Source organism: Altererythrobacter sp. KTW20L (assembly GCF_023501975.1).
GTDB lineage: Bacteria > Pseudomonadota > Alphaproteobacteria > Sphingomonadales > Sphingomonadaceae > Alteraurantiacibacter.
Map to the genome: position 1 here is coordinate 21,965 of NZ_JAMFLH010000001.1, position 17,555 is coordinate 39,519.

Here is a 17,555-nt window from a genome sequence, read left to right on the forward strand (position 1 = left end):
GATTGCTGCGCATCGCTGCCATTGCGCTATCGGCCCTGTCGCTTTGTACCGCACCAGCATCTGCGCAGGACAGGGTAGCGCCGCCCTCGGTTCGTCCCGCAGGATCTGCCCCTACAATCAGGGTTGTCCCGCCCCAACCTTGGACCCCGGACGAAAAAACCGAATCCGCGCGCCGCGAAGCAGATCGCGAGCAGGTGATGCGCGATCAGGGCATGTTCGGCCTGATGACCATGGACATGGACATTCCGGCCCGCATCAGGTTTTGCGGGTTTGTTTCCGGGATTTTGATGAGCCAGGCTGCCGAGGCAGCAGACCCGGCCTTGCGCGAAAACCGCGTGGGCGAGGCTTGGCGTTACAGCGAACGGCTGACCCCCTTGCTGACCGTCATCAACAGCAGGCTTTCGGCATCCGAGCTGGAGCAAAGTACGCGCGAACACAGTCAGGTGATGGGCCTGCTGAGTTATGCGCCAGATCCCTGGCTGGTCGAGCAGATGGAGCAGGACACAACTGCAATAGCTGATTTGGGTTATCTTTTTCCCGCAAGCATCGCGCGGCGCTGCGACAGCCTGCTCGATGACATGGGCATTGCGCGGGCGGAAGGAACGCCGCCAGCAGACCTGCTCGCTGCCGCAACCGCCTTCCGCTGGAGCGGCAAGACCGGCGCAGAACTGTTTGCCGACACCGGGCTGCTTCCGTGGTCCGCACGCATCTGTGTCGAGCGCGCGACACCCTTGACTGCTCCAGACTTCGCCGGTGCACCGCTCGAACAGCGCGGGATCGACGGAATATCGCTGCTCGATTGGGCGATGGAATGCGACGACGCTGAGGCTTTCGCCGCGCTGCTGGACGCGGGTTTCAACACGGACGAGAAAGGTCAGTTTGGCAGCCCACCGGTCTTTGTTGCAGCCGATAGCAACTGGCCCAAATTCCTAGGCCGCCTGCTCGACGCAGGAGCAAATCCGAATGTTCTTGGTGACTCTTTCCCCAACGTTCCGCTCCGGGCCGCCGATTTTCAGAAGCAGGACGGGCATCGCGAAACATGGGACATGCTTCGAGCAGCAGGTGCTTCACTTGATTACGCCAATATGTGGGAGCACTGGCTCACCTTTGGTCGCTCGCAGGAAATCCTCGATCATTGGGATGAATTCGGCAATGATCCGGTTGATCTGGCCTGGAGGGTTTCGAGCGTCCTAGAGCGAATGACTGCACGCGATATCGGCGCATTGGAGGAAATCAAACGGCGGCTGGAAACGCAGCATGGCGTTTGCTTTCCCGTCGCTTCACTGATGGATCTGCGACGGAACGACCGCGGCTTTTATATCCAGCCCGATTGCCCAGGAGAGGAAACACCATGACCCAAGACAACCTCATCGGCGGATGCCTGTGCGGAGATATTCGCTACCAGATCACGCCGCCTGCCCTGTTTGTCAGCCAGTGCTGCTGCAAGGATTGCCAGAAGGCGACCGGCACCGGGCACACCACGATCATCGGCATCCACAAGGACCAGCTGCGCCTCCACGGCACGCCTACCACTTTCACCAACAAGGGCGATACCGGCGGCAGTGTGACGCGGCATTTCTGCGGGCGGTGCGCGGGTCGGCTCTATACGTCGGGTGATACGCCGGGGGACCACATCATGGTCCAGGCAGGATCGCTGGACGATCCCGGCCAGGTCAGCCCGCAGAACGTGATCTACGTGAAGGACAAGGTCCACTGGGACAAGGTGGACGAGAGCCTGCCGCAGTTTCCGGGCCTGCCCCAGCGGGTGCTCTAACCACGGCAGGGAGGCGCAGGTCCGGCAATTGACCCGCGCCCCCGGCCAGGGCGTAACCGTGATGGCCACCCCCTCCGGCCTATGCCGTCATGCAGCCCTCAATCGCGCAAGCGGGGGCGGCGCTGCGGCCCCGTCGTCTCAACGGTACGGGTAGCGGTGCCGTTCTCGCGCACCAGGCTGGCATAGCGCGAGGAGACCACTTCGCCTGCCGAATTGGTCACCGCCCGGCTGGCACTATAGCCATTATCGGTCCGCACCCGCTCGCCTGCGATGGCATAGGTCTCGCCCCCGCGACCTGTCGCCGTGCCGCTGAGGACCGAGCCGGTTTCGGTAAGGGTCCGCGTGGTTGCAGCCGACCGGGTCCGGCCGGCAAAGCCGGTCTGCTCCAGCGAGCGCGTAACGCTGCCGTCGCTGCGGCTACGGTCGAAGCGGCTGCTGGCGGTTGCGCCGTCGCTGCGACGGGTAACCAAGCGGTCGCGGCTGGCAGTGCCGGCCTGACGGTCGATCGTGCGGCTTTCCATACCGCTGGCACGCGGCCCGTCGAATGAACGGGTCTGGGTGCGCGGCTCGGCCATGGCTGCCGTGGCAAACAGCAGCGTGCCGATTGCAGCGCCGCCGATGATAGTGCAAAAACGTCCTGTCATGTTGACCTCCTGGTTGCCGAGCCGTGCTTTTGCGGCTCCACCAACATGACGCGGCAGCAGGAAAAATCCTTTGCGATCAGGGAATATTTTCCGCCCCACCGCCAGCCTCTGCGGAAGGCGGAAGGGATCCGGCCGCCCGGCGCTCGGCCAGCCGCCGGCGCAGGGCCTGGCGCTGTTGGGCTGGCGACAGGCCTTCGAGCGTCTCGGTGCCACGCGGCGCGAGTGCGCGGGGGGCAATCGCCTCACCATCTGCCACCCGGTCGCGCAGGTCCGCCCGGACCGCCTCGCGCCGTTCGGCAGCCTGGGCATCGCGCCGGGCCTGGGCTTGCTCCAGCCACGCGCGCAGCCTCGCCTCCTCAACGGCATCGGGAATGGGAAGGCCCTGCGCCCGCCGCCGGTCGAGCGCGCCGTCAATGCGCTGGTCAACCAGTTCGCGCCGGGTCGCCAGGCGCTCGGGGCGCGCGGCGTAGATCCGTTCGAAGGCCGTTTCCAGCTCCTGCGGGTTGTTGATCGGTCCCTCGATCACAATAGCCCGGCCATCCGCCGATTGCACCCTCGCTCGAACAGCGCGCACCGGCGCAGGAGCCGGCTTGCCGGTTACGGTTTCGGTTCCATCATCGACGAATTGCTGGACCGGCAGGACGATACCGACCTGTCCGAGCAGGCCCGAAGCCGCTGCCGCACTCGACAGCAGCCCGCCGGCCAGCAGCCAGCGGCGCTTCATCTGCCCGGTCCGGTATTTCGGCGCTGCTGATCCTGCGCGAGCAGCGGTGGCGGTCAATGGCGATTCACCGCCACCCGGCACAGCCATGCGGCAAGGCTGGTCCGCCCTTCCTGCCAACTCGGCGGCTGATCCCAGGGGCGGAGCAGGCTCTCCTGCGAGATGTCTTCGGCCTCGTGCATATCGCCGGTGATCCGCCATGCGATGCGGTGCAGCTGCGGCGCGTGCCGTTCGGCAAGCAGGTGACACGATCGCGGGCCCGCGACCCGGGCCAGCAGGGCAACATCGTCGGCCACCCCACCCCCTTCTGCGCCTTGCTTTGCCGGTGGTCCAGCCGCCTGCATCCGCGCTTGTCTACCCTTCCCGGGCGCCCACCAGCGCCCTGTGCACCCCCTCAAGACGCGGCACGGGCGAAAACCCTTCGCAAAAAAAAATGCGGTCGTTCACCCTGACCAGCGCGGCAGCCGCAGTCTCACCAGCAGCCCGCCCAGATCCTCGCTTTCGCCCAGTTCCACGCTGCCGCGATAGATTTCCGCCACGTCGCGCACGATGGCAAGGCCGAGGCCGGTGCCGGGCTTTTCGGTATCGAGCCGCGCGCCGCGGGTGAACAGTTCGCCGCGCTTGTCGGGCGGGATGCCCACGCCGTCATCCTCGATCCACACGGTGCACTGCTCGGCATCGGGTTCGGCATCGACCGTCACGAACACGCTGCCGCCGCCATACTTGGCCGCGTTCTCGATCAGGTTGCCGAGGATTTCCTCCAGGTCCTGCTTCTCGATCACCGCTCCGGCTTCCACCGACCCGTCGATATCGAACCGCACATCGGGATAAAGCCGCGACACGGCCCGCTCCACCGCCTTGGCACTGTCCATCACATTGGTCCGCGCCAGACCCACGGCCCGGCGGCCAGCCGCACGGGCGCGGGCGAGGTGGTGATCGACCTGGCGGCGCATCACCAGCGTCTCGCGCAGCACGGTCTCTCCCAGGTCGGGCGAGCGGGCGGCGGCAGCGTTGGTCAGCACGGTGAGCGGAGTTTTCAGCGCATGGGCCAAGTTGCCCGCATGGGTGCGCGCCTCTTCCGCCTGCCGTTCCGAATGGGCGAGCAGCGCGTTCAGCTCCTCAACCATCGGCTGGACTTCCAGCGGCAGCGGATCGGTCACGCGATTGGCGCCCGATGTGCGGATGCGGGCGATGGCGCGGCGAATGCGGCGCAAGGGACCAAGTCCGTACCAGGTCTGCAACATGGCCATGATGAACAAGCCGATGCCCAACACGGCGAAGGACCAGATCAGGATGGCGCGGATGTCGGCCAGCTGCAGGTCCAGTTCCTCGCGCGATCCGGCCACGACATATTGCCACTGCACATCGCTGCCCGGCAGGCCCACGGTGCGCTGGGCAATGCGCAGGCGCTCGTCCTCGAACTGCTCGGAATCGTAGTAGATCGGGTCTGTCGCGATCACATCGTCGCGGATTTCCAGCGGACTGTCCCACAACGAACGCGACAGGTAGGGCTGGAAACCGCCACCCGAAATCTGCCAGTAGAACCCGCTATTGGGTTCCAGGAAGCGCTGGTCGCCAAGGATGCGGTTGTAATAGACCTCGCCCAGCGGATCGATCTCGGTCGAGGCGATCATTGCGGTGAGCGATTCTTCCAGCTCGCGGTCGAACTGGCTCGATACCAGGTTGGTCAGCGCGGAATTGAGCGCCACGCCGCCCACGGCGAGCAGGATGAAAATCCAGCCCGCCGCGATCAGGATCATGCGGCGCGAAATGCTGCCGGTGTGCTGCACCGGCAGCGCTACGGCCGCCTCTGCCTCTGCCTTTGCGGGAGGCGCTATTCCATCGCGCCCGGCTAGCGGCAGTGCTTGCGGGAGGCCAGCGTCGGCCACGTCACTCGCGGGGGGCGTGGGCGGGATCATCCAGGCTGTAGCCCAGGCCACGGATCGTTGTGATCACATCGGCGCCCAGCTTCTTGCGGATGCGGGTGACGAACACTTCGATGGTGTTGGAGTCGCGATCGAAGTCCTGGTCGTAGATGTGTTCGATTAGCTCTGTGCGGCTGACGACCTTGCCCTTGTGGTGCATCAGGTAGCTGAGCAGCTTGTATTCCTGCGCGGTCAACTTGACCGGCTCTCCCGCCCGGGTGACGCGGCCGCTGCGCGTATCCAGTCGCACTTCGCCGGCGATCAGCTCGCTGCTGGCGTTGCCCGAAGCGCGCCGGATCAGCGCGCGCAGGCGGGCAATCAGTTCTTCGGACTGGAACGGCTTGGCAAGGTAATCGTCGGCCCCGGCATCGAGGCCGGCCACCTTGTCCGACCAGCTGTCGCGCGCGGTCAGCACCAGGACGGGGAAATTGCGCTTCTCGCGCCGCCACATGCCCAGCACGGTCAGCCCGTCGATCTCCGGCAGGCCAAGGTCGAGCACGGCGGCATCGTAGTCCTCGGTCGAGCCGAGGTAATGCCCGTCTTCACCATCGGTGGACAGGTCCACGGCATAGCCGTTCTGTTCCAGCGTGTTCTTGAGCTGCTGGCCCAGTGTCGGTTCATCCTCAACTATCAGGATGCGCATGCTTGTATTCCCCTGTTCCTTGCACCGGCCTTGATCGACCGGCTCCCCTCAACGCTTCGAACCTGCCACCGGATCCGGTTACCGCGACACGCGCAGGATGCGCGCGGTGCGGGCATCGACATCGACCCAGATCACCCGCCCGTCGCGGATGAACTTGAGGCGATAGGCCGCTGCGGCAGGATCGTATTCAAACCCGATATATTCGTCGGTCCGCTCCATCTGCGGGATAATGCGCCGCTCGATATCGCGGATGGGCATGTTGCGCCCGGCCTGCATCTGCTCGCGCGCAGAGGCCTGCTCGCCCGCCCCCGGCTGGAACGAGCGCGACTGGGCCAGCGCGTCGGTTGCCAGAAGCGGGCCCGAAAGCAGGGCCATCGCGGCCATAGATGCAAGAATCCGTTTCATGATGGCCTTTTGCCTAGCGGCGGCGCGTTGAACAAGCTGTGAATGCACCCGCCGCCGTTCAGCAAGGTTCGAGTGCAGATTAACGGGTCATCTCGAATTTGACACCCACGGTCACGCTGGCATCGACCTGCCCAGGGCGGACGGGCGTGGATGCCGCATCGGCAGACTGCAATTCGGCCTGGCGGAACATAGGTTGCGGGAAGCTGGGCGCGGTCATCTCGCTGATCTCCAGCAGGCGCACGCCGGAATATCCGGCCATCCGCGCATAGGCCATCGCCCGCGCGTTGGCGCTTTCGACAGCGGCAGTGCGGGCCTGCTCCTGCGCGGCGGTGGGATCGTCGATGGCAAAGGAAATGCCTCCAAGGTCGGTCGCACCAGCGGCCACCAGCGCATCGAGCACCTGGCCCGTCTGGTCCACATTGCGCAGCTTCACGTTGACGCGGTTGCTCACGCGATAGCCGCGGAAGCGCTGGCTGCGGGTGGCTTCGTCATATTCGTATTCGGCGTTCAGGCTGATGCCGCTGGTCTGGATATCGTCGCGGTCGATGCCCAGCGCCTCGATCCGGTCGATCACGGCAGTCATCGCGGTCGCATTCTGCCGCATCGAAGCCACCGCCGTGGCGGCAAAGGTGGTGACGCCTGCATCAAGGTTGACCACATCCGGGTCGGTCGAAACGCTTTCGGTCACGGCAAGCTCGATCACCGGGCCGGTCGCCTGGATCTGCACTTCGGCAGCGCTGGCGGCGGCGGGCATCATGGCCATGGCAGCCATTGCAGCGGCGAGCGGAAGCTTTGCATTCGTCATGGGAAGTTCTCCAATCGTGTAGCGCGGCCAATGCGCGCGCAGTTATTACGACGGACTGAACCACGCGGTTCCTTGCCAGCAAGGTTCGCCGCGCCTACCTGCGCCCCACAATGGCAGAACCACCGATCGTTTCATGGGAAGGGCTTGGCCTGCAGCAAGGCGGCGGCTGGCTGTTCGGCGCGCCTCCCGGACCGGGGCTGGATCTTCACGTCGGCCCGCGTGACAGGCTGGCGCTGATTGGCCGCAACGGCGCGGGCAAGACTACCCTGCTGCGGCTGGTGGCGGGCGAGATCGAGGGCGATCGGGGGCTGCGCAAGACCAAGCCCGGCACAAATATCGTGATCCTCGAACAGGAACCCGATTTTTCCGCCTGTCCCACGCTGATGGACTTCGCGCTGGGCGGCAGCAATGCGCCGGAACGGCACGAGGTGGAGGCCATTGCCGGCCAGCTCGGCATTGCGATGGACACGCCCAGCGCCACGGCCAGCGGCGGCGAACGGCGGCGCGCGGCGCTGGCCCGCGCCCTGGCGCAGGATCCCGACCTGCTGCTGCTGGACGAGCCGACCAACCACCTCGACCTCGCCGCCATCGAATGGCTGGAATCGTGGCTCGAACGCTATCGCGGGGCCTTCATCGTCATCAGCCATGACCGCACGTTCCTCAAACGCCTGACCCGCGCGACGATCTGGATCGATCGCGGCAACCTGCGCCGCAAGGAAGTGGGCTTCGGCGGCTATGAGGCGTGGGAAGAGCAGGTCTATGCCGAGGAAGCGCGCAACGCCGACCGGCTGGATGCGCGGCTGAAGCTGGAGGCGCACTGGCTGGAACGCGGCGTGACCGCGCGGCGCAAGCGCAACCAGGGTCGCCTCGCCAAGCTATGGGACATGCGCGCCGCGCGTGCGGCCATGATCAACCCGGCAGGCGCGGCCAAGCTGCAACTGGCAAGCGACGGGGAATTCAAATCCAAGTCGGTGATCGTGGCGGAGGATATCTCCAAGACCTACGGCGACCGCACGATCATCAAGCCGTTCTCCCTGCGCATCCAGCGCGGGGACCGGATCGGCATCGTCGGCTCCAACGGCGCGGGCAAGACCACGCTGCTGAAGATGCTGACCGGCGATCTGGAGCCCGATACCGGCAAGGTCACCCGTGCGCAGACCCTCTCGGGCGTGATGATCGACCAGCAACGCAAATTGCTCGATCCGCAGAAGACCGTGCGCGACGTGCTGGCCGAGGGCGGGGACTGGATCGACGTGCGCGGGGTACGCAAGCATGTGCAGGGGTACCTCAAGGACTTCCTGTTCGATCCTTCCGTGGTCGATGCCAAGATCGGCACGTTCAGCGGCGGCGAACGCAGCCGCATCCTGCTGGCGCGAGAATTTTCCCGCACCTCGAACCTCCTGGTGCTGGACGAACCGACCAACGACCTCGACCTCGAAACGCTCGACCTGTTGCAGGAAGTGATCGCGGACTATGAAGGCACAGTCCTGATCGTCAGCCACGATCGCGATTTCCTCGACCGCACGGTCACGGTCACGCTGGGCCTCGACGGCAGCGGCACGGTGGATATTGTCGCGGGCGGCTACGAAGACTGGGTCGCGCGGCGCCGGACAAGCAAATCTTCCCCGGGACGGGGAGGGGGACCATCGCGGAGCGATGGTGGAGGGGCCGCGCCGAAAGCGCCCGCACCACCCTCGCCCGCCAAAAAGCTCAGCTACAAGGACCAGCGCGACTACGAGCTACTGCCCGCCCGGATCGAGGAACTCGACAAGCTGATCGCCAACGGCGAGGCCGCCCTGGCCGACCCCGCGCTCTACACCGCCGACCCCGCCAAATTCGCCCGCATCAGCAAAAGCCTCGACCTCGCCCGCGAGGAAAAGGACGCCGCCGAAATGCGCTGGCTTGAACTGGCGGAACTGGTGGAGGGGTAGAGCCGCTCCCTTAAAGACGGTAGAAATCCGCTACCCGGTCGAGCGCCAGACGCAGCACCAGCTTGCCGCTGCGGGCGGGCCAGGCGAGGTTCTTTTCCGCCACGGGCAGGCTTTCGCCCGCGCAGACCACGCGCCACAGGATATCTTCCAGTCCGCGTCCGGCCTGGGCCAGCGCGCCGTTGAAGCGGGTGCGGGCGGCGATGGCGCGTTCGGACGGGTTCAGCCCCTGGTCGGCCGTGCCTTTGATGCGCACCGCGTCCCACCGCATCGTCACATTGGGGCCGAGCTGGGCGCGCTCGTAGTCGCCGCGCAGCGCTTCGCCTGCCTCGAACAATCGCGCATCGAGATGGCCGTGGGCGTGGAGCCAGGCGAGCGGGCTTTCCGCCACGTTGACCGTCACGCTGCGACGGCGGCTGACCGGTCCACCCCGGCGGCGCGGGCCTTCTTCGGTCAGTTCCCGTTCGACGAGTTGCTGTTTCATGCGCGAATCTCCCCTTCAGCGACGCGAGGGGCCTTGTCAGATGGAACATTCTGTAGGAAAGTAGAAACCGATTTGGTTATATGAGGGCAGGCAATGATCAACCGCATCCGCGACATCCGCAAGGAAAAGGGCATGACACTGGCCGAAGTCGGCGCGGCCTGCAATCCGGCCACCACAGCGCAGACCATCGGGCGGCTGGAAACCGGGATGCGCAATCTCAGCCTTGCCTGGATGAACCGGATCGGTGCAGCATTGGGCGTCGATCCCGAACTGCTGGTCAAGGGCGAGGAAGCCAGCGTTCCCATGGTCGTCGCCCGCCTGACAGACCAGGGAGCAGAAGCCCTCACCCGCCCGCGCGATGCGATCCTGCCCACCCAGCTGGTCGATGGCGCGCAGCTCGTCTGCCTGTCGATCGAGGCGCCGCAGGGTGAATACCGCAGCGGTGACCAGTTGTGGATGCGCCAATTGCGGCTGGAGGACGCCGCCCACCTCATCAACCGCGACGTGCTCGCCCCGCGCAGCGGCGGGCGCTATGCCTTCGGGCGGCTGATCGACCGGCAGGGCAGCATGGTGGCCCTGCTCCCGCCGGGCATGGGCCAGCGGCAGATCGTGATTGACCGGCCTGCCTGGCTCGCCGTGGCCGAAATGCTGGTGCGCAAGCTGTAAGCCGATGAAGCGCCTGCTCTCCATCGCCACGCTATATCCCAATGCGCACAACCCGCGCTTCGGCACTTTTGTTGCACGCCAGCTGGAGGCGCTGGCCGCGCGCGGCGATTGGGAAGTGACCGTGGTCAACCCCATCGGCGTGCCGCCCATTGCCATGGGGCGCTATGCCCCGCTGCTGGCCGCCGCGACAAGCGGGGAGGAACACGGCGTGATGGTGCACCGTCCGCGCTTCACCCTGATCCCGGCAGTGGGCGGACCGTTCAATCCGCGGATGATCCGCCGCGCTGTCTTTCCCCTCGCCCGGCGGCTCCATGCGGCGCAGCCGTTCGATGTCATCGATGCGCAGTTCTTCTATCCCGATGGGCCTGCTGCCGCCGCGATTGCCGCCGACCTTGGCCTGCCGCTGTCGATCAAGGCACGCGGGGCGGATATCTCGCACTGGGGGGCAAAGCCATATGCCCTGCGCAAGATGCGCAGCGCGGCACGACAGGCGGCAAGATTGCTGGCGGTAAGCGAGGCGCTGGCGGGCGACATGGCCGCGCTGGGCCTGCCGCGCGACAAGATCATCGTGCACTACACCGGCCTTGACCATGCGCTCTTCCGCCCCCTGGGGCGCGACCTCACCCGCCAGCGGCTGCTCGACCAGTTCGGCGTGCCTGCCGGCGGCCCGCTACTTGCCAGCGTGGGCGCGCTGATCCCGCGCAAGGGGCAGCGCTTCGTGGTCGAGGCGCTTGCCGCCCTCCCCGATACGCAACTGGCGCTGGTGGGCCAGGGGCCGGACAAGGCCCTATTGGAAGCGCTGGCGGCAGAACTGGGTGTGGGCCACCGCGTCCATTTCCTCGGCGTTCTCGATCATGCCAGCCTTCCGGTGGTGCTGTCCGCGGCCGACGCCATGGTCCTGCCATCGGCCAGCGAGGGCCTGGCCAACGCCTGGGTCGAGGCGCTCGCCTGTGGCACGCCGCTGGTCATCACCGATGCGGGCGGCGCGCGCGAGCTGGTGAAATCACCCGCATCGGGCCGCATCGTGGAGCGCAATGCCGCCGCGCTCGCCGCAGGGGTACGCGAGGTACTCGCCGCCAGTCTGCCGCCCGAACATGTCGCCGCCACCGCCGCGCAGTTCAGCTGGGAGAACAATGCCGAGGCCCTGGCGGAATACTACGCCGGGCTGATCAGCAAGGCCTAAGCCTCCCCGCGCGCCTTCCGCTCCTGCACGTCCATGCTGGTCTCCCGCGGCACGAAGCTGTCCGAACTCACGCCCAGCCAGATGAGGATCGGCGCGGCCATGTAGACCGAGCTGTAGGTGCCGACGAAAATGCCCAGCGTGATGCAGGCGGTAAGGCCGAACAGGCTGGCCGGACCGAACCACAGCAGCGGCATCAGCGCGACCAGCAGCGTGACCGAAGTCATGATCGTGCGGGCCAGAGTCTCGTTTACCGACAAGTCGAGCAGTTCGGGCACCGGCATCTTGCGGTATTTCTTCAGGTTCTCGCGGATGCGGTCATAGACCACGATAGTGTCGTTAAGCGAATAGCCGATGATGGCCAGAATCGCCGCCACGATCTGCAAGCTGAATTCCAGCTGGAACAGCGCCAGCATGCCCATGGTCAGCGATACGTCGTGCAGCAACGCCAGCAGCGCGCCTACGCCGAACTGCCATTCGAACCGGATCCAAATGTAGATCGAGATGGCAATCATCGCGAACATCAGCGCCATCAGCGCGGTTTGGCGGAATTCGCCCGAAACCTTGCCCGAAACCGTATCCACCCCGTCGATCCTAACGCCGGGATGACCGACCTCGATCGAGCCAACGATCTGGCGGCTGATGCGTTCTGCGGCAGCGGGATCGGAAGTCGCCTCGTCGGGCAGTCTGACGCGGATCGACACTTCGTTGGCCGCGCCGAAGCGCTGGACCACGGGGTCACCGAACCCCAGCGCCCCCACGGTATCGCGCAGTTCCTCCACCGGAGCCTCCGCCTCGCCCACGAAAGTGGCGCGGATTTCCTGGCCGCCGGCAAAATCCACGCCGTAGTTGAGGCCGTTGGTCCAGACCAGCGCCCAGCTGGCGATGATCAGGATCACGCTGACGACGTAGAACGGCATGCGCCATTTCAGGAACTTGATGTTGGTGTCTTCGGGGACGAGCTTGAGCAGTTTCATGGTAGAATTCCCGAGCTCAGATCTGGATATCGGTGGGGCGCTTGGCGCGCAGCCAGTTGGCAGTCCACATGCGGGTCATCGTCACGGCGGTGAACACGCTGGTGAACAGGCCGATCAGCAGCACCACGGCAAAGCCGCGCACCGGGCCGGAGCCGAAGGTGAACAGCAGGACACCGGCAATGAAGTTGGTGGCATTGGCGTCATAGATGGCGCGGCTGGCCTCGCGGTAGCCGTTCTCCACCGCCGCCACCACGCGGCGGCCGCGTTTTCGCTCCTCGCGGATGCGTTCGTTGATCAGCACGTTGGCGTCTACCGCCGCGCCGATGGTGAGGACGAAACCGGCGATGCCCGGCAGGGTCAGTGTGGTGCTGAATGCCGCCATGATGCCCAAAATCATCAGCACGTTGATGGCCAGCGCCGCCGTAGCGTAAATCCCGAAACGGCCATAGACCAGGATCATCAGCACGATCACCAGCAGGGTGCCCACGCCCATGGCCATGGTGCCGCTCCTGATCGAGGCGGCGCCAAGATCGGGCCCGACGGTGCGTTCTTCTATCACGGTCAGGTCCACCGGCAGCGCGCCCGATGCCAGCGCCCGCGCCAGCGAGGTTGCCTGCTGCAGGCTGAATCCGCCCGTAATCTGGGATGAACCACCGTATATCGGCTGGAGGATGCGCGGAGCGGACAACACCTCGCCATCGAGGATGATGGCGAACTGCTGGCCCACGTTCTCGGTCGTCAACCGGGCGAAACGTTCAGCGCCCACACTGTCGAACGTGATCGAAACTGCCGGCGTATTGTCGTCCGGATTGAATGTCTGGCTTGCATCGACCAGCGAATCGCCGCGCACACCGCCAAGGCGCCGCACCGCGATAACTTGGCCGGCATAGTCGCCGCCGGGCGCGCCGGGCACCAGCTCGCTGCCTGCACGCGGGATGCCGCTCTCGATCTGGGCCGGAGTGGCCTGGGTATCGAGCATCTTGAATTCGAGCCGCGCGGTCTGGCCCAGCAGGTCTTTCAGTTCGTCGGGATCGGTCAGGCCGGGGACCTGCACCACGATGCGGGTATCGCCCTGGCGGATGATCGTCGGCTCGCGCGTGCCGAGCGAATCGATACGGCGGCGGACCACGTCGGTCGCGCTGTCCATGGCCGTGGTGACGGCGTTGTCGATGCCGCTCTGGGTCGGCGTGAGGACCAGCCGGGTGTTGCCGTCGAGGAATTCGAGATCCCATTCGCTGACCAGGCCCGTGCCCATCAGCGGCAGGATCGCCTCGCGTGCGGCATCGACCTGCGAGGGATCGTCCAGCCTGATAGTCAGCCTGCCGCCCGCCGTGGATACATCGCCAAAGCCGATGTCTTCCCGCGCGTTGTCGAGCGCGCTGCGCACCGCCTCTTCCATGTTCTCGAGCCGCTGGGCGCCCACCTGCGAGCTGTCCGCTTCGAGCAGGATATGGCTGCCGCCGGCAAGGTCGAGGCCGAGGTTGACCGTCTGGCTGGGCAGCATATCCGGCCAGCGCAGATTGGTGAGCGAAGCCAGAGACGGCAGCGCCAGGGCCACCGTGAAAATGGTGATGGCCCAGAGGAAGTTGCGCTTCCAGAGCGGAAAGTCGAGCATGGGTGCTGTTCGATCAGTCGTTGGCGGCAGTGCCGCCGGGCGCGATCACATCGCCCAGCATCGACTTGACCACCTTGACCTTCACGCCTTGCGCGATTTCGGCCTCGATATATTCGTCGTCCACCTTGGTAACCTTGGCGACGATTCCGCTCGACGTGACGATCTGGTCGCCCCGCTTGACCGCTGCCACCTTGGCGCGATGGGCCTTCTGCTGCTTCATCTGCGGGCGGATGATCAGAAACCAGAAGATCAGCACCATGCCGATGATCGGAATGAAGCCGATCAGGCCCTGGCCTGCTGAACCGGAACCGGCGGCGAGAAAATCAAGCATGGTAATGCCCCATCAGGAATGTGACGCGCGAAGCGTGGTAAATGGCCGTTTATCGCGCGGGTTCAAGCCCTCCCCGGCCCGGTACCGTCGATATCGCAGCGCGACTAGCAGCATTGTCCTGCAAGGGCAATCGACCGGCTTGCCAACCTGCCAAGGGGTGCCTATAGGCCCGCACTCCACTGGATACGGGACGTAGCGCAGCCTGGTAGCGCATCACACTGGGGGTGTGGGGGTCGCAGGTTCGAATCCTGTCGTCCCGACCAGTGGAATTACCCTCTCAAGCCTTTCTGCACCCCCCTGACGGCGAGCGCGACGCTCGTCAGTCGCGGGTCGCGTCGAAGGCGAATTCCACCCGCACCGATGGCGCGAGGCCTGCGGCGTTCTCGCCCGTGCCCACGCCGAACCCCGTGCGGTCCACCGTGGCACTGCCGCTGACTGCCCGCGTCGCCCCGCTGCCCGACAGGGTGAAAGTGATCGCCTGCGACCGGCTCGCCCCCTTCAATGACAGCGTGCCATTGGCACGATAGGAATTGGCGCCGGTTCTCGTCACATTGGTGGAGCGGAACGTGGCCGTGGGATTGGCCGAAATGCCAAAGAAATCACCGCCTGCCAGCATGGTGTCCTGCGTCGCATCCCCCAGTGTCGCGCTGCCAAGTTCGATCTCGATGCGGATGTCCGCGCCTGCCGGATTTTCCGGGTCCATCGTGATCGACCCATCCCACCGGCGGAAGCTGCCGCGCATGGCGGTGCCGGCATTGTCGGCCACGAAGCGCAGCGAGCCGCCAGGCTGGATCGACCACGATGGCGGCGGACCGGCGGGTTCGTCGGGTTCTGCCGCTTCTTCGGTCTCCTCGACGACTTCCTCGGTGGCTTCGGGTTCCTCGACTGCCGCTGCTTCGTCCGTCGAGGCACTATCGGGGGCAACGGCGGCGATATCCTGTTCAACAGGCTCAGATCCTTCCTCGTGTCCCGGCAGGATGGCGAAGGTCACCGCCCCCACCAGCAGGACCACGCCAAACAGCACCATGCCCGCCTTGGCCGAGCCACCCGGTGACATCCGCGCCAACACCCCGTCGCGCATCAGCAGGTGATGCTTCATCGCTCCCGCAACGTGCAGCGCGAACAGGGCAAGGCCGATCCAGGCCATCAGCCAATGGGCATTCTCGAAGTTCTCGGCCAGAGCCGGATCAAGGGGCAGGTGCGGCAGGGGGACAAGGCCGAACAGCACCGTCGGCACCTGGATCGGCGAGGTGGAAACCAGCGCCCAGCCGGTCAGCGGGGCGAGGATCATGAAGGCATAGAGCCCGAAGTGGACCGCGCCCGCGAGGAACCCGTTGAACCCGCGCTCCACAGGCGGCGGCGGCCGGTGGGTCAGCCGCCAGCCGATCCGCACCAGGGTGAAGACCAGGATGGTGATGCCAAGGCTCTTGTGGAACTGGAACAGGGCGAACCCGCTGGCATCACGTGGCATGCCGAAACCGATGGCCAGGACCAGCGCCAGCGCGGCCGCGATGATCCAGTGCAGCAGGATCGCCCCGCGGCTGTACCGTTCAGCAGCTTGTCCGATCATCGAAACCTCTTGAATAGCGCGTTGTCGTTCAATCAGCTGTTATCAGCCGCAAGGGCCTGTTCCGCCAGCACTTCGGCGCGGGTTATCATCTGTTCGATTACCCGGCGCGCGGCTGCCAGGTCGTCAGGCGCTATATCTTCGGTGAGAAATTCGTCGCGCTGGATCGCCAGCTCGACCATCCGGGCCTGAAGCGCCTTCCCGCCTTCGGCCAGCCCGATCTCGATTCCCGGACCGCCGGGCTTGCGCCTGCGGGTCATCAGCCCGCGCTCGACCAGGTTCTTCACCGCGCGGCTCAACTGCCCGCGATCCTGCATCAGCAGTTCAGCGAGGCCGTTGAGCGACAGCGGCGCGTGTTCGTGCATCTGCGACATGATTCGCCATTCGATCTCGGTCAGGTCGAACAGGCGGCGCTGGTTGTAGATCGTGCTGCGGCGCATGATGCTGAACAGCACGACCATGCGCATCGACAGCAGTTCGGCCAGCGGACCGCTGCGCTTGCCGCTTAATTGACGGCGCATTTCATCGATCGAGCGCAAAGGCCCGCCGGTTTTGCTGGTGCTGTCGTCAGCCAATCTGCGTGCCCTTCCGCACCCGCATTCCCCAAGGTCCTTCGCGCCATCCTTAACGCCTGTCGCGCGAAAAACCAGTGCGGCTCCGGCTGGCTTCAAAGATAGAGTGTCTCGCCGTCCTCGTTCACCGGGTTGCGATCGTTCTCGGCGCACTGGAACTCGATCAGCGCGCCGTGCCGGTCGCGCCGGTAGCTGACGGTGACGACATAGGGTTCGGAAAACGCCAGCGGATCCGTCATGGTCATTTCGTTGACCAGCACGTCCGCATTGTCGGGCGATAGGAAAATACGTTCGACCAGCCGGAACTGGTCAGAATGCTTGCCCCCCTCGCCCACTTCGAGCTGATCCGAGATGCCGATGGTATCGACTACCAGTGTCTCGCCCTCCCAGTGGCCGATCGAATGGCCGTGGAAGCTGGGGGTCAACTCCTCCAGATCGGGGTGGGTGCGGCCATCCATCCAGATGGTGCGGGTCTGCATCCATGCTTCCTGGTTGATCGTCAACCGGCCCGGGGTGAACAGGAATTCGTAGGGGTACTGCGCCAGCTGCATGATGCGCGGGAGGCCCGGCGGGCTGCAGTTGGACCGGCTGCGCAACTCCACCCCGTCGTTATCCAGCACCTGCTGGCGCCAGCGTTCCCACTGGGCAAGGTATTCGCCCTTCAGCGGCAGAGTGGGTGCGCGGGCCAAGGACGGATCACCGCGGATGAGAAACCAGATGCCGCCCCAGTCGGGCAGCTGGTCCAGCTCGTGATAGCGGCCCTTGGCGAACCCGGCACTGTTTTCCGGCGCGGTGATGCCTTCTGGCAGCGGCGACGAGGTCGGCGTGCCGATCTGCGCGTGAGCAACAGAGCCGGCAACAGTTCCGGCGAACAGGGCCGTTCCGGCGAGAAGGGCGAGCGCCTTGAAGGAGAGCGCCACGTTCAGCCGACCTCCCCGAAGGTTGTGCCATCGGCCTTGCGGACGCCCGCATAGGCCGCGCCTTTCGCACCACTGCGCAGCGGATGGACATAGAGCTCCACCCGTTCACCCTGCCGCAGTGTGGTTCGTGTCCAGCCATCCTGCGCCAGGTTGTTGGGGCTGGTCATTTCGATTGACCATATCTCGGTCTGGTCACCTGCGGGGACGGTCACGCGGATGAAAGCGTGCGGGTTTTGCCAGCGGAACTGCGTTACCGTGGCATCCAGCCGGATGGTGCGCTGCATGTCGAACATCGAATAGGAATGGTGGGCAGCGGCAGGAACCGCCAGCGGGGCGGCGAGCAATGCGGCCAGCGCCATTTTCTGAAGCAGTTTCATCGGTCTATCTCCCCCGATCGG

Annotated in this window: 20 protein-coding genes and 1 tRNA gene; 6 read left to right on the forward strand and 15 right to left on the reverse strand. The window is 65.5% G+C overall.

The window, feature by feature from the left end:
* Positions 1 to 2 precede the first annotated feature (2 nt).
* Both M3P36_RS00115 and M3P36_RS00120 read left to right on the forward strand, forming a co-directional pair.
* Positions 3 to 1,355: an ankyrin repeat domain-containing protein gene (locus M3P36_RS00115; protein WP_249697925.1), complete on the forward strand. Its 1,353-nt coding sequence runs from the start codon at positions 3 to 5 to the stop codon at positions 1,353 to 1,355.
* Positions 1,352 to 1,774 carry a GFA family protein gene (locus M3P36_RS00120; protein WP_249697926.1) on the forward strand — a complete coding sequence of 141 codons (423 nt, stop codon included), beginning with the start codon at positions 1,352 to 1,354 and terminating at the stop codon, positions 1,772 to 1,774. Before M3P36_RS00115 ends, M3P36_RS00120 begins: the two co-directional genes overlap by 4 nt.
* A gap of 98 nt (positions 1,775 to 1,872) precedes the next feature.
* Here M3P36_RS00120 and M3P36_RS00125 read toward each other — a convergent pair whose 3' ends face one another.
* From M3P36_RS00125 to M3P36_RS00155, 7 genes are all read right to left on the reverse strand, one after another.
* Positions 1,873 to 2,418, reverse strand: coding sequence for a hypothetical protein (locus tag M3P36_RS00125; RefSeq protein ID WP_249697929.1), 546 nt, complete (start codon positions 2,416 to 2,418; stop codon positions 1,873 to 1,875).
* 76 nt (positions 2,419 to 2,494) lie between these two features.
* Entirely contained in the window at positions 2,495 to 3,199 is a 705-nt protein-coding gene (locus M3P36_RS00130; protein ID WP_249697931.1) for a hypothetical protein, read from the reverse strand.
* On the reverse strand, positions 3,196 to 3,435 hold the full coding sequence (locus tag M3P36_RS00135; RefSeq protein ID WP_249697933.1) for a sigma factor: 240 nt from the start codon (positions 3,433 to 3,435) through the stop codon (positions 3,196 to 3,198). Before M3P36_RS00135 ends, M3P36_RS00130 begins: the two co-directional genes overlap by 4 nt.
* 147 nt (positions 3,436 to 3,582) lie before the next feature.
* A complete protein-coding gene (locus tag M3P36_RS00140) occupies positions 3,583 to 5,058 on the reverse strand; it encodes a sensor histidine kinase (protein ID WP_283773274.1) in 1,476 nt (491 codons plus the stop codon).
* Positions 5,030 to 5,707, reverse strand: coding sequence for a response regulator transcription factor (locus tag M3P36_RS00145; RefSeq protein WP_249697937.1), 678 nt, complete (start codon positions 5,705 to 5,707; stop codon positions 5,030 to 5,032). The genes M3P36_RS00140 and M3P36_RS00145 overlap by 29 nt, the downstream gene beginning before the upstream one ends.
* Before the next feature lie 78 nt (positions 5,708 to 5,785).
* Positions 5,786 to 6,112, reverse strand: a complete 327-nt coding sequence (locus tag M3P36_RS00150) for a hypothetical protein (RefSeq protein WP_249697939.1) — start codon at positions 6,110 to 6,112, stop codon at positions 5,786 to 5,788.
* Between the two features lie 79 nt (positions 6,113 to 6,191).
* Positions 6,192 to 6,917 carry an SIMPL domain-containing protein gene (locus M3P36_RS00155; RefSeq protein ID WP_249697941.1) on the reverse strand — a complete coding sequence of 242 codons (726 nt, stop codon included), beginning with the start codon at positions 6,915 to 6,917 and terminating at the stop codon, positions 6,192 to 6,194.
* 110 nt (positions 6,918 to 7,027) lie between these two features.
* Here M3P36_RS00155 and M3P36_RS00160 point away from each other — a divergent pair, with 110 nt between their 5' ends.
* The gene (locus M3P36_RS00160; RefSeq protein WP_249697944.1) at positions 7,028 to 8,848 is read left to right on the forward strand and encodes an ABC-F family ATP-binding cassette domain-containing protein; all 1,821 of its coding nucleotides are present in this window, start codon (positions 7,028 to 7,030) and stop codon (positions 8,846 to 8,848) included.
* A 10-nt stretch (positions 8,849 to 8,858) separates the two neighbouring features.
* Here the strand turns inward: M3P36_RS00160 and M3P36_RS00165 are convergent, their stop codons facing one another.
* A complete protein-coding gene (locus tag M3P36_RS00165) occupies positions 8,859 to 9,329 on the reverse strand; it encodes a DUF6456 domain-containing protein (RefSeq protein ID WP_249697945.1) in 471 nt (156 codons plus the stop codon).
* Positions 9,330 to 9,422: 93 nt separating this feature from the next.
* Between M3P36_RS00165 and M3P36_RS00170 the strand changes: the two genes are divergently transcribed.
* Positions 9,423 to 9,995 (forward strand): helix-turn-helix domain-containing protein, encoded by a 573-nt coding sequence (locus M3P36_RS00170; protein ID WP_249697947.1) that lies wholly within the window; start codon positions 9,423 to 9,425, stop codon positions 9,993 to 9,995.
* A 4-nt stretch (positions 9,996 to 9,999) separates the two neighbouring features.
* The gene (locus tag M3P36_RS00175) at positions 10,000 to 11,178 is read left to right on the forward strand and encodes a glycosyltransferase (RefSeq protein ID WP_249697949.1); all 1,179 of its coding nucleotides are present in this window, start codon (positions 10,000 to 10,002) and stop codon (positions 11,176 to 11,178) included.
* Here the strand turns inward: M3P36_RS00175 and secF are convergent.
* From secF to yajC, 3 genes are read right to left on the reverse strand one after another with little or no spacing between them, the layout of a single operon-like run.
* Positions 11,175 to 12,152, reverse strand: coding sequence for a protein translocase subunit SecF (secF, locus tag M3P36_RS00180; RefSeq protein ID WP_249697951.1), 978 nt, complete (start codon positions 12,150 to 12,152; stop codon positions 11,175 to 11,177). The genes M3P36_RS00175 and secF overlap by 4 nt on opposite strands.
* 16 nt (positions 12,153 to 12,168) lie before the next feature.
* Positions 12,169 to 13,767 carry a protein translocase subunit SecD gene (secD, locus tag M3P36_RS00185; protein WP_249697953.1) on the reverse strand — a complete coding sequence of 533 codons (1,599 nt, stop codon included), beginning with the start codon at positions 13,765 to 13,767 and terminating at the stop codon, positions 12,169 to 12,171.
* Between the two features lie 13 nt (positions 13,768 to 13,780).
* On the reverse strand, positions 13,781 to 14,098 hold the full coding sequence (yajC, locus tag M3P36_RS00190) for a preprotein translocase subunit YajC (protein ID WP_249697955.1): 318 nt from the start codon (positions 14,096 to 14,098) through the stop codon (positions 13,781 to 13,783).
* Positions 14,099 to 14,284: 186 nt separating this feature from the next.
* Here yajC and M3P36_RS00195 point away from each other — a divergent pair.
* Positions 14,285 to 14,361 (forward strand) — tRNA-Pro (locus M3P36_RS00195).
* 56 nt (positions 14,362 to 14,417) lie between these two features.
* On the opposite strand, the gene M3P36_RS00200 is transcribed toward M3P36_RS00195, so the two are convergent.
* The 4 genes from M3P36_RS00200 to M3P36_RS00215 form a co-directional block, all read right to left on the reverse strand.
* Positions 14,418 to 15,668, reverse strand: a complete 1,251-nt coding sequence (locus M3P36_RS00200; protein ID WP_249697958.1) for a cytochrome b/b6 domain-containing protein — start codon at positions 15,666 to 15,668, stop codon at positions 14,418 to 14,420.
* Between the two features lie 32 nt (positions 15,669 to 15,700).
* A complete protein-coding gene (locus tag M3P36_RS00205; RefSeq protein ID WP_249697960.1) occupies positions 15,701 to 16,240 on the reverse strand; it encodes a MarR family winged helix-turn-helix transcriptional regulator in 540 nt (179 codons plus the stop codon).
* Positions 16,241 to 16,332: 92 nt separating this feature from the next.
* Entirely contained in the window at positions 16,333 to 17,157 is an 825-nt protein-coding gene (locus M3P36_RS00210) for a hypothetical protein (protein ID WP_249697962.1), read from the reverse strand.
* A gap of 2 nt (positions 17,158 to 17,159) precedes the next feature.
* On the reverse strand, positions 17,160 to 17,534 hold the full coding sequence (locus M3P36_RS00215) for a DUF6152 family protein (RefSeq protein ID WP_249697965.1): 375 nt from the start codon (positions 17,532 to 17,534) through the stop codon (positions 17,160 to 17,162).
* Between the last annotated feature and the right edge of the window lie 21 nt (positions 17,535 to 17,555).

What these genes read in the sequence shown, in the direction of transcription:
- M3P36_RS00120 (WP_249697926.1), top strand. Translation starts at nt 1,352, where the DNA reads ATGACCCAAGACAACCTCATCGGCGGATGCCTGTGCGGAGATATTCGC.
- M3P36_RS00125 (WP_249697929.1), bottom strand. Translation starts at nt 2,418, where the DNA reads ATGACAGGACGTTTTTGCACTATCATCGGCGGCGCTGCAATCGGCACG.
- M3P36_RS00140 (WP_283773274.1), bottom strand. Translation starts at nt 5,058, where the DNA reads ATGATCCCGCCCACGCCCCCCGCGAGTGACGTGGCCGACGCTGGCCTC.
- M3P36_RS00145 (WP_249697937.1), bottom strand. Translation starts at nt 5,707, where the DNA reads ATGCGCATCCTGATAGTTGAGGATGAACCGACACTGGGCCAGCAGCTC.
- M3P36_RS00150 (WP_249697939.1), bottom strand. Translation starts at nt 6,112, where the DNA reads ATGAAACGGATTCTTGCATCTATGGCCGCGATGGCCCTGCTTTCGGGC.
- M3P36_RS00155 (WP_249697941.1), bottom strand. Translation starts at nt 6,917, where the DNA reads ATGACGAATGCAAAGCTTCCGCTCGCCGCTGCAATGGCTGCCATGGCC.
- M3P36_RS00160 (WP_249697944.1), top strand. Translation starts at nt 7,028, where the DNA reads ATGGCAGAACCACCGATCGTTTCATGGGAAGGGCTTGGCCTGCAGCAA.
- M3P36_RS00165 (WP_249697945.1), bottom strand. Translation starts at nt 9,329, where the DNA reads ATGAAACAGCAACTCGTCGAACGGGAACTGACCGAAGAAGGCCCGCGC.
- M3P36_RS00170 (WP_249697947.1), top strand. Translation starts at nt 9,423, where the DNA reads ATGATCAACCGCATCCGCGACATCCGCAAGGAAAAGGGCATGACACTG.
- M3P36_RS00175 (WP_249697949.1), top strand. Translation starts at nt 10,000, where the DNA reads ATGAAGCGCCTGCTCTCCATCGCCACGCTATATCCCAATGCGCACAAC.
- secF (WP_249697951.1), bottom strand. Translation starts at nt 12,152, where the DNA reads ATGAAACTGCTCAAGCTCGTCCCCGAAGACACCAACATCAAGTTCCTG.
- secD (WP_249697953.1), bottom strand. Translation starts at nt 13,767, where the DNA reads ATGCTCGACTTTCCGCTCTGGAAGCGCAACTTCCTCTGGGCCATCACC.
- yajC (WP_249697955.1), bottom strand. Translation starts at nt 14,098, where the DNA reads ATGCTTGATTTTCTCGCCGCCGGTTCCGGTTCAGCAGGCCAGGGCCTG.
- M3P36_RS00200 (WP_249697958.1), bottom strand. Translation starts at nt 15,668, where the DNA reads ATGATCGGACAAGCTGCTGAACGGTACAGCCGCGGGGCGATCCTGCTG.
- M3P36_RS00215 (WP_249697965.1), bottom strand. Translation starts at nt 17,534, where the DNA reads ATGAAACTGCTTCAGAAAATGGCGCTGGCCGCATTGCTCGCCGCCCCG.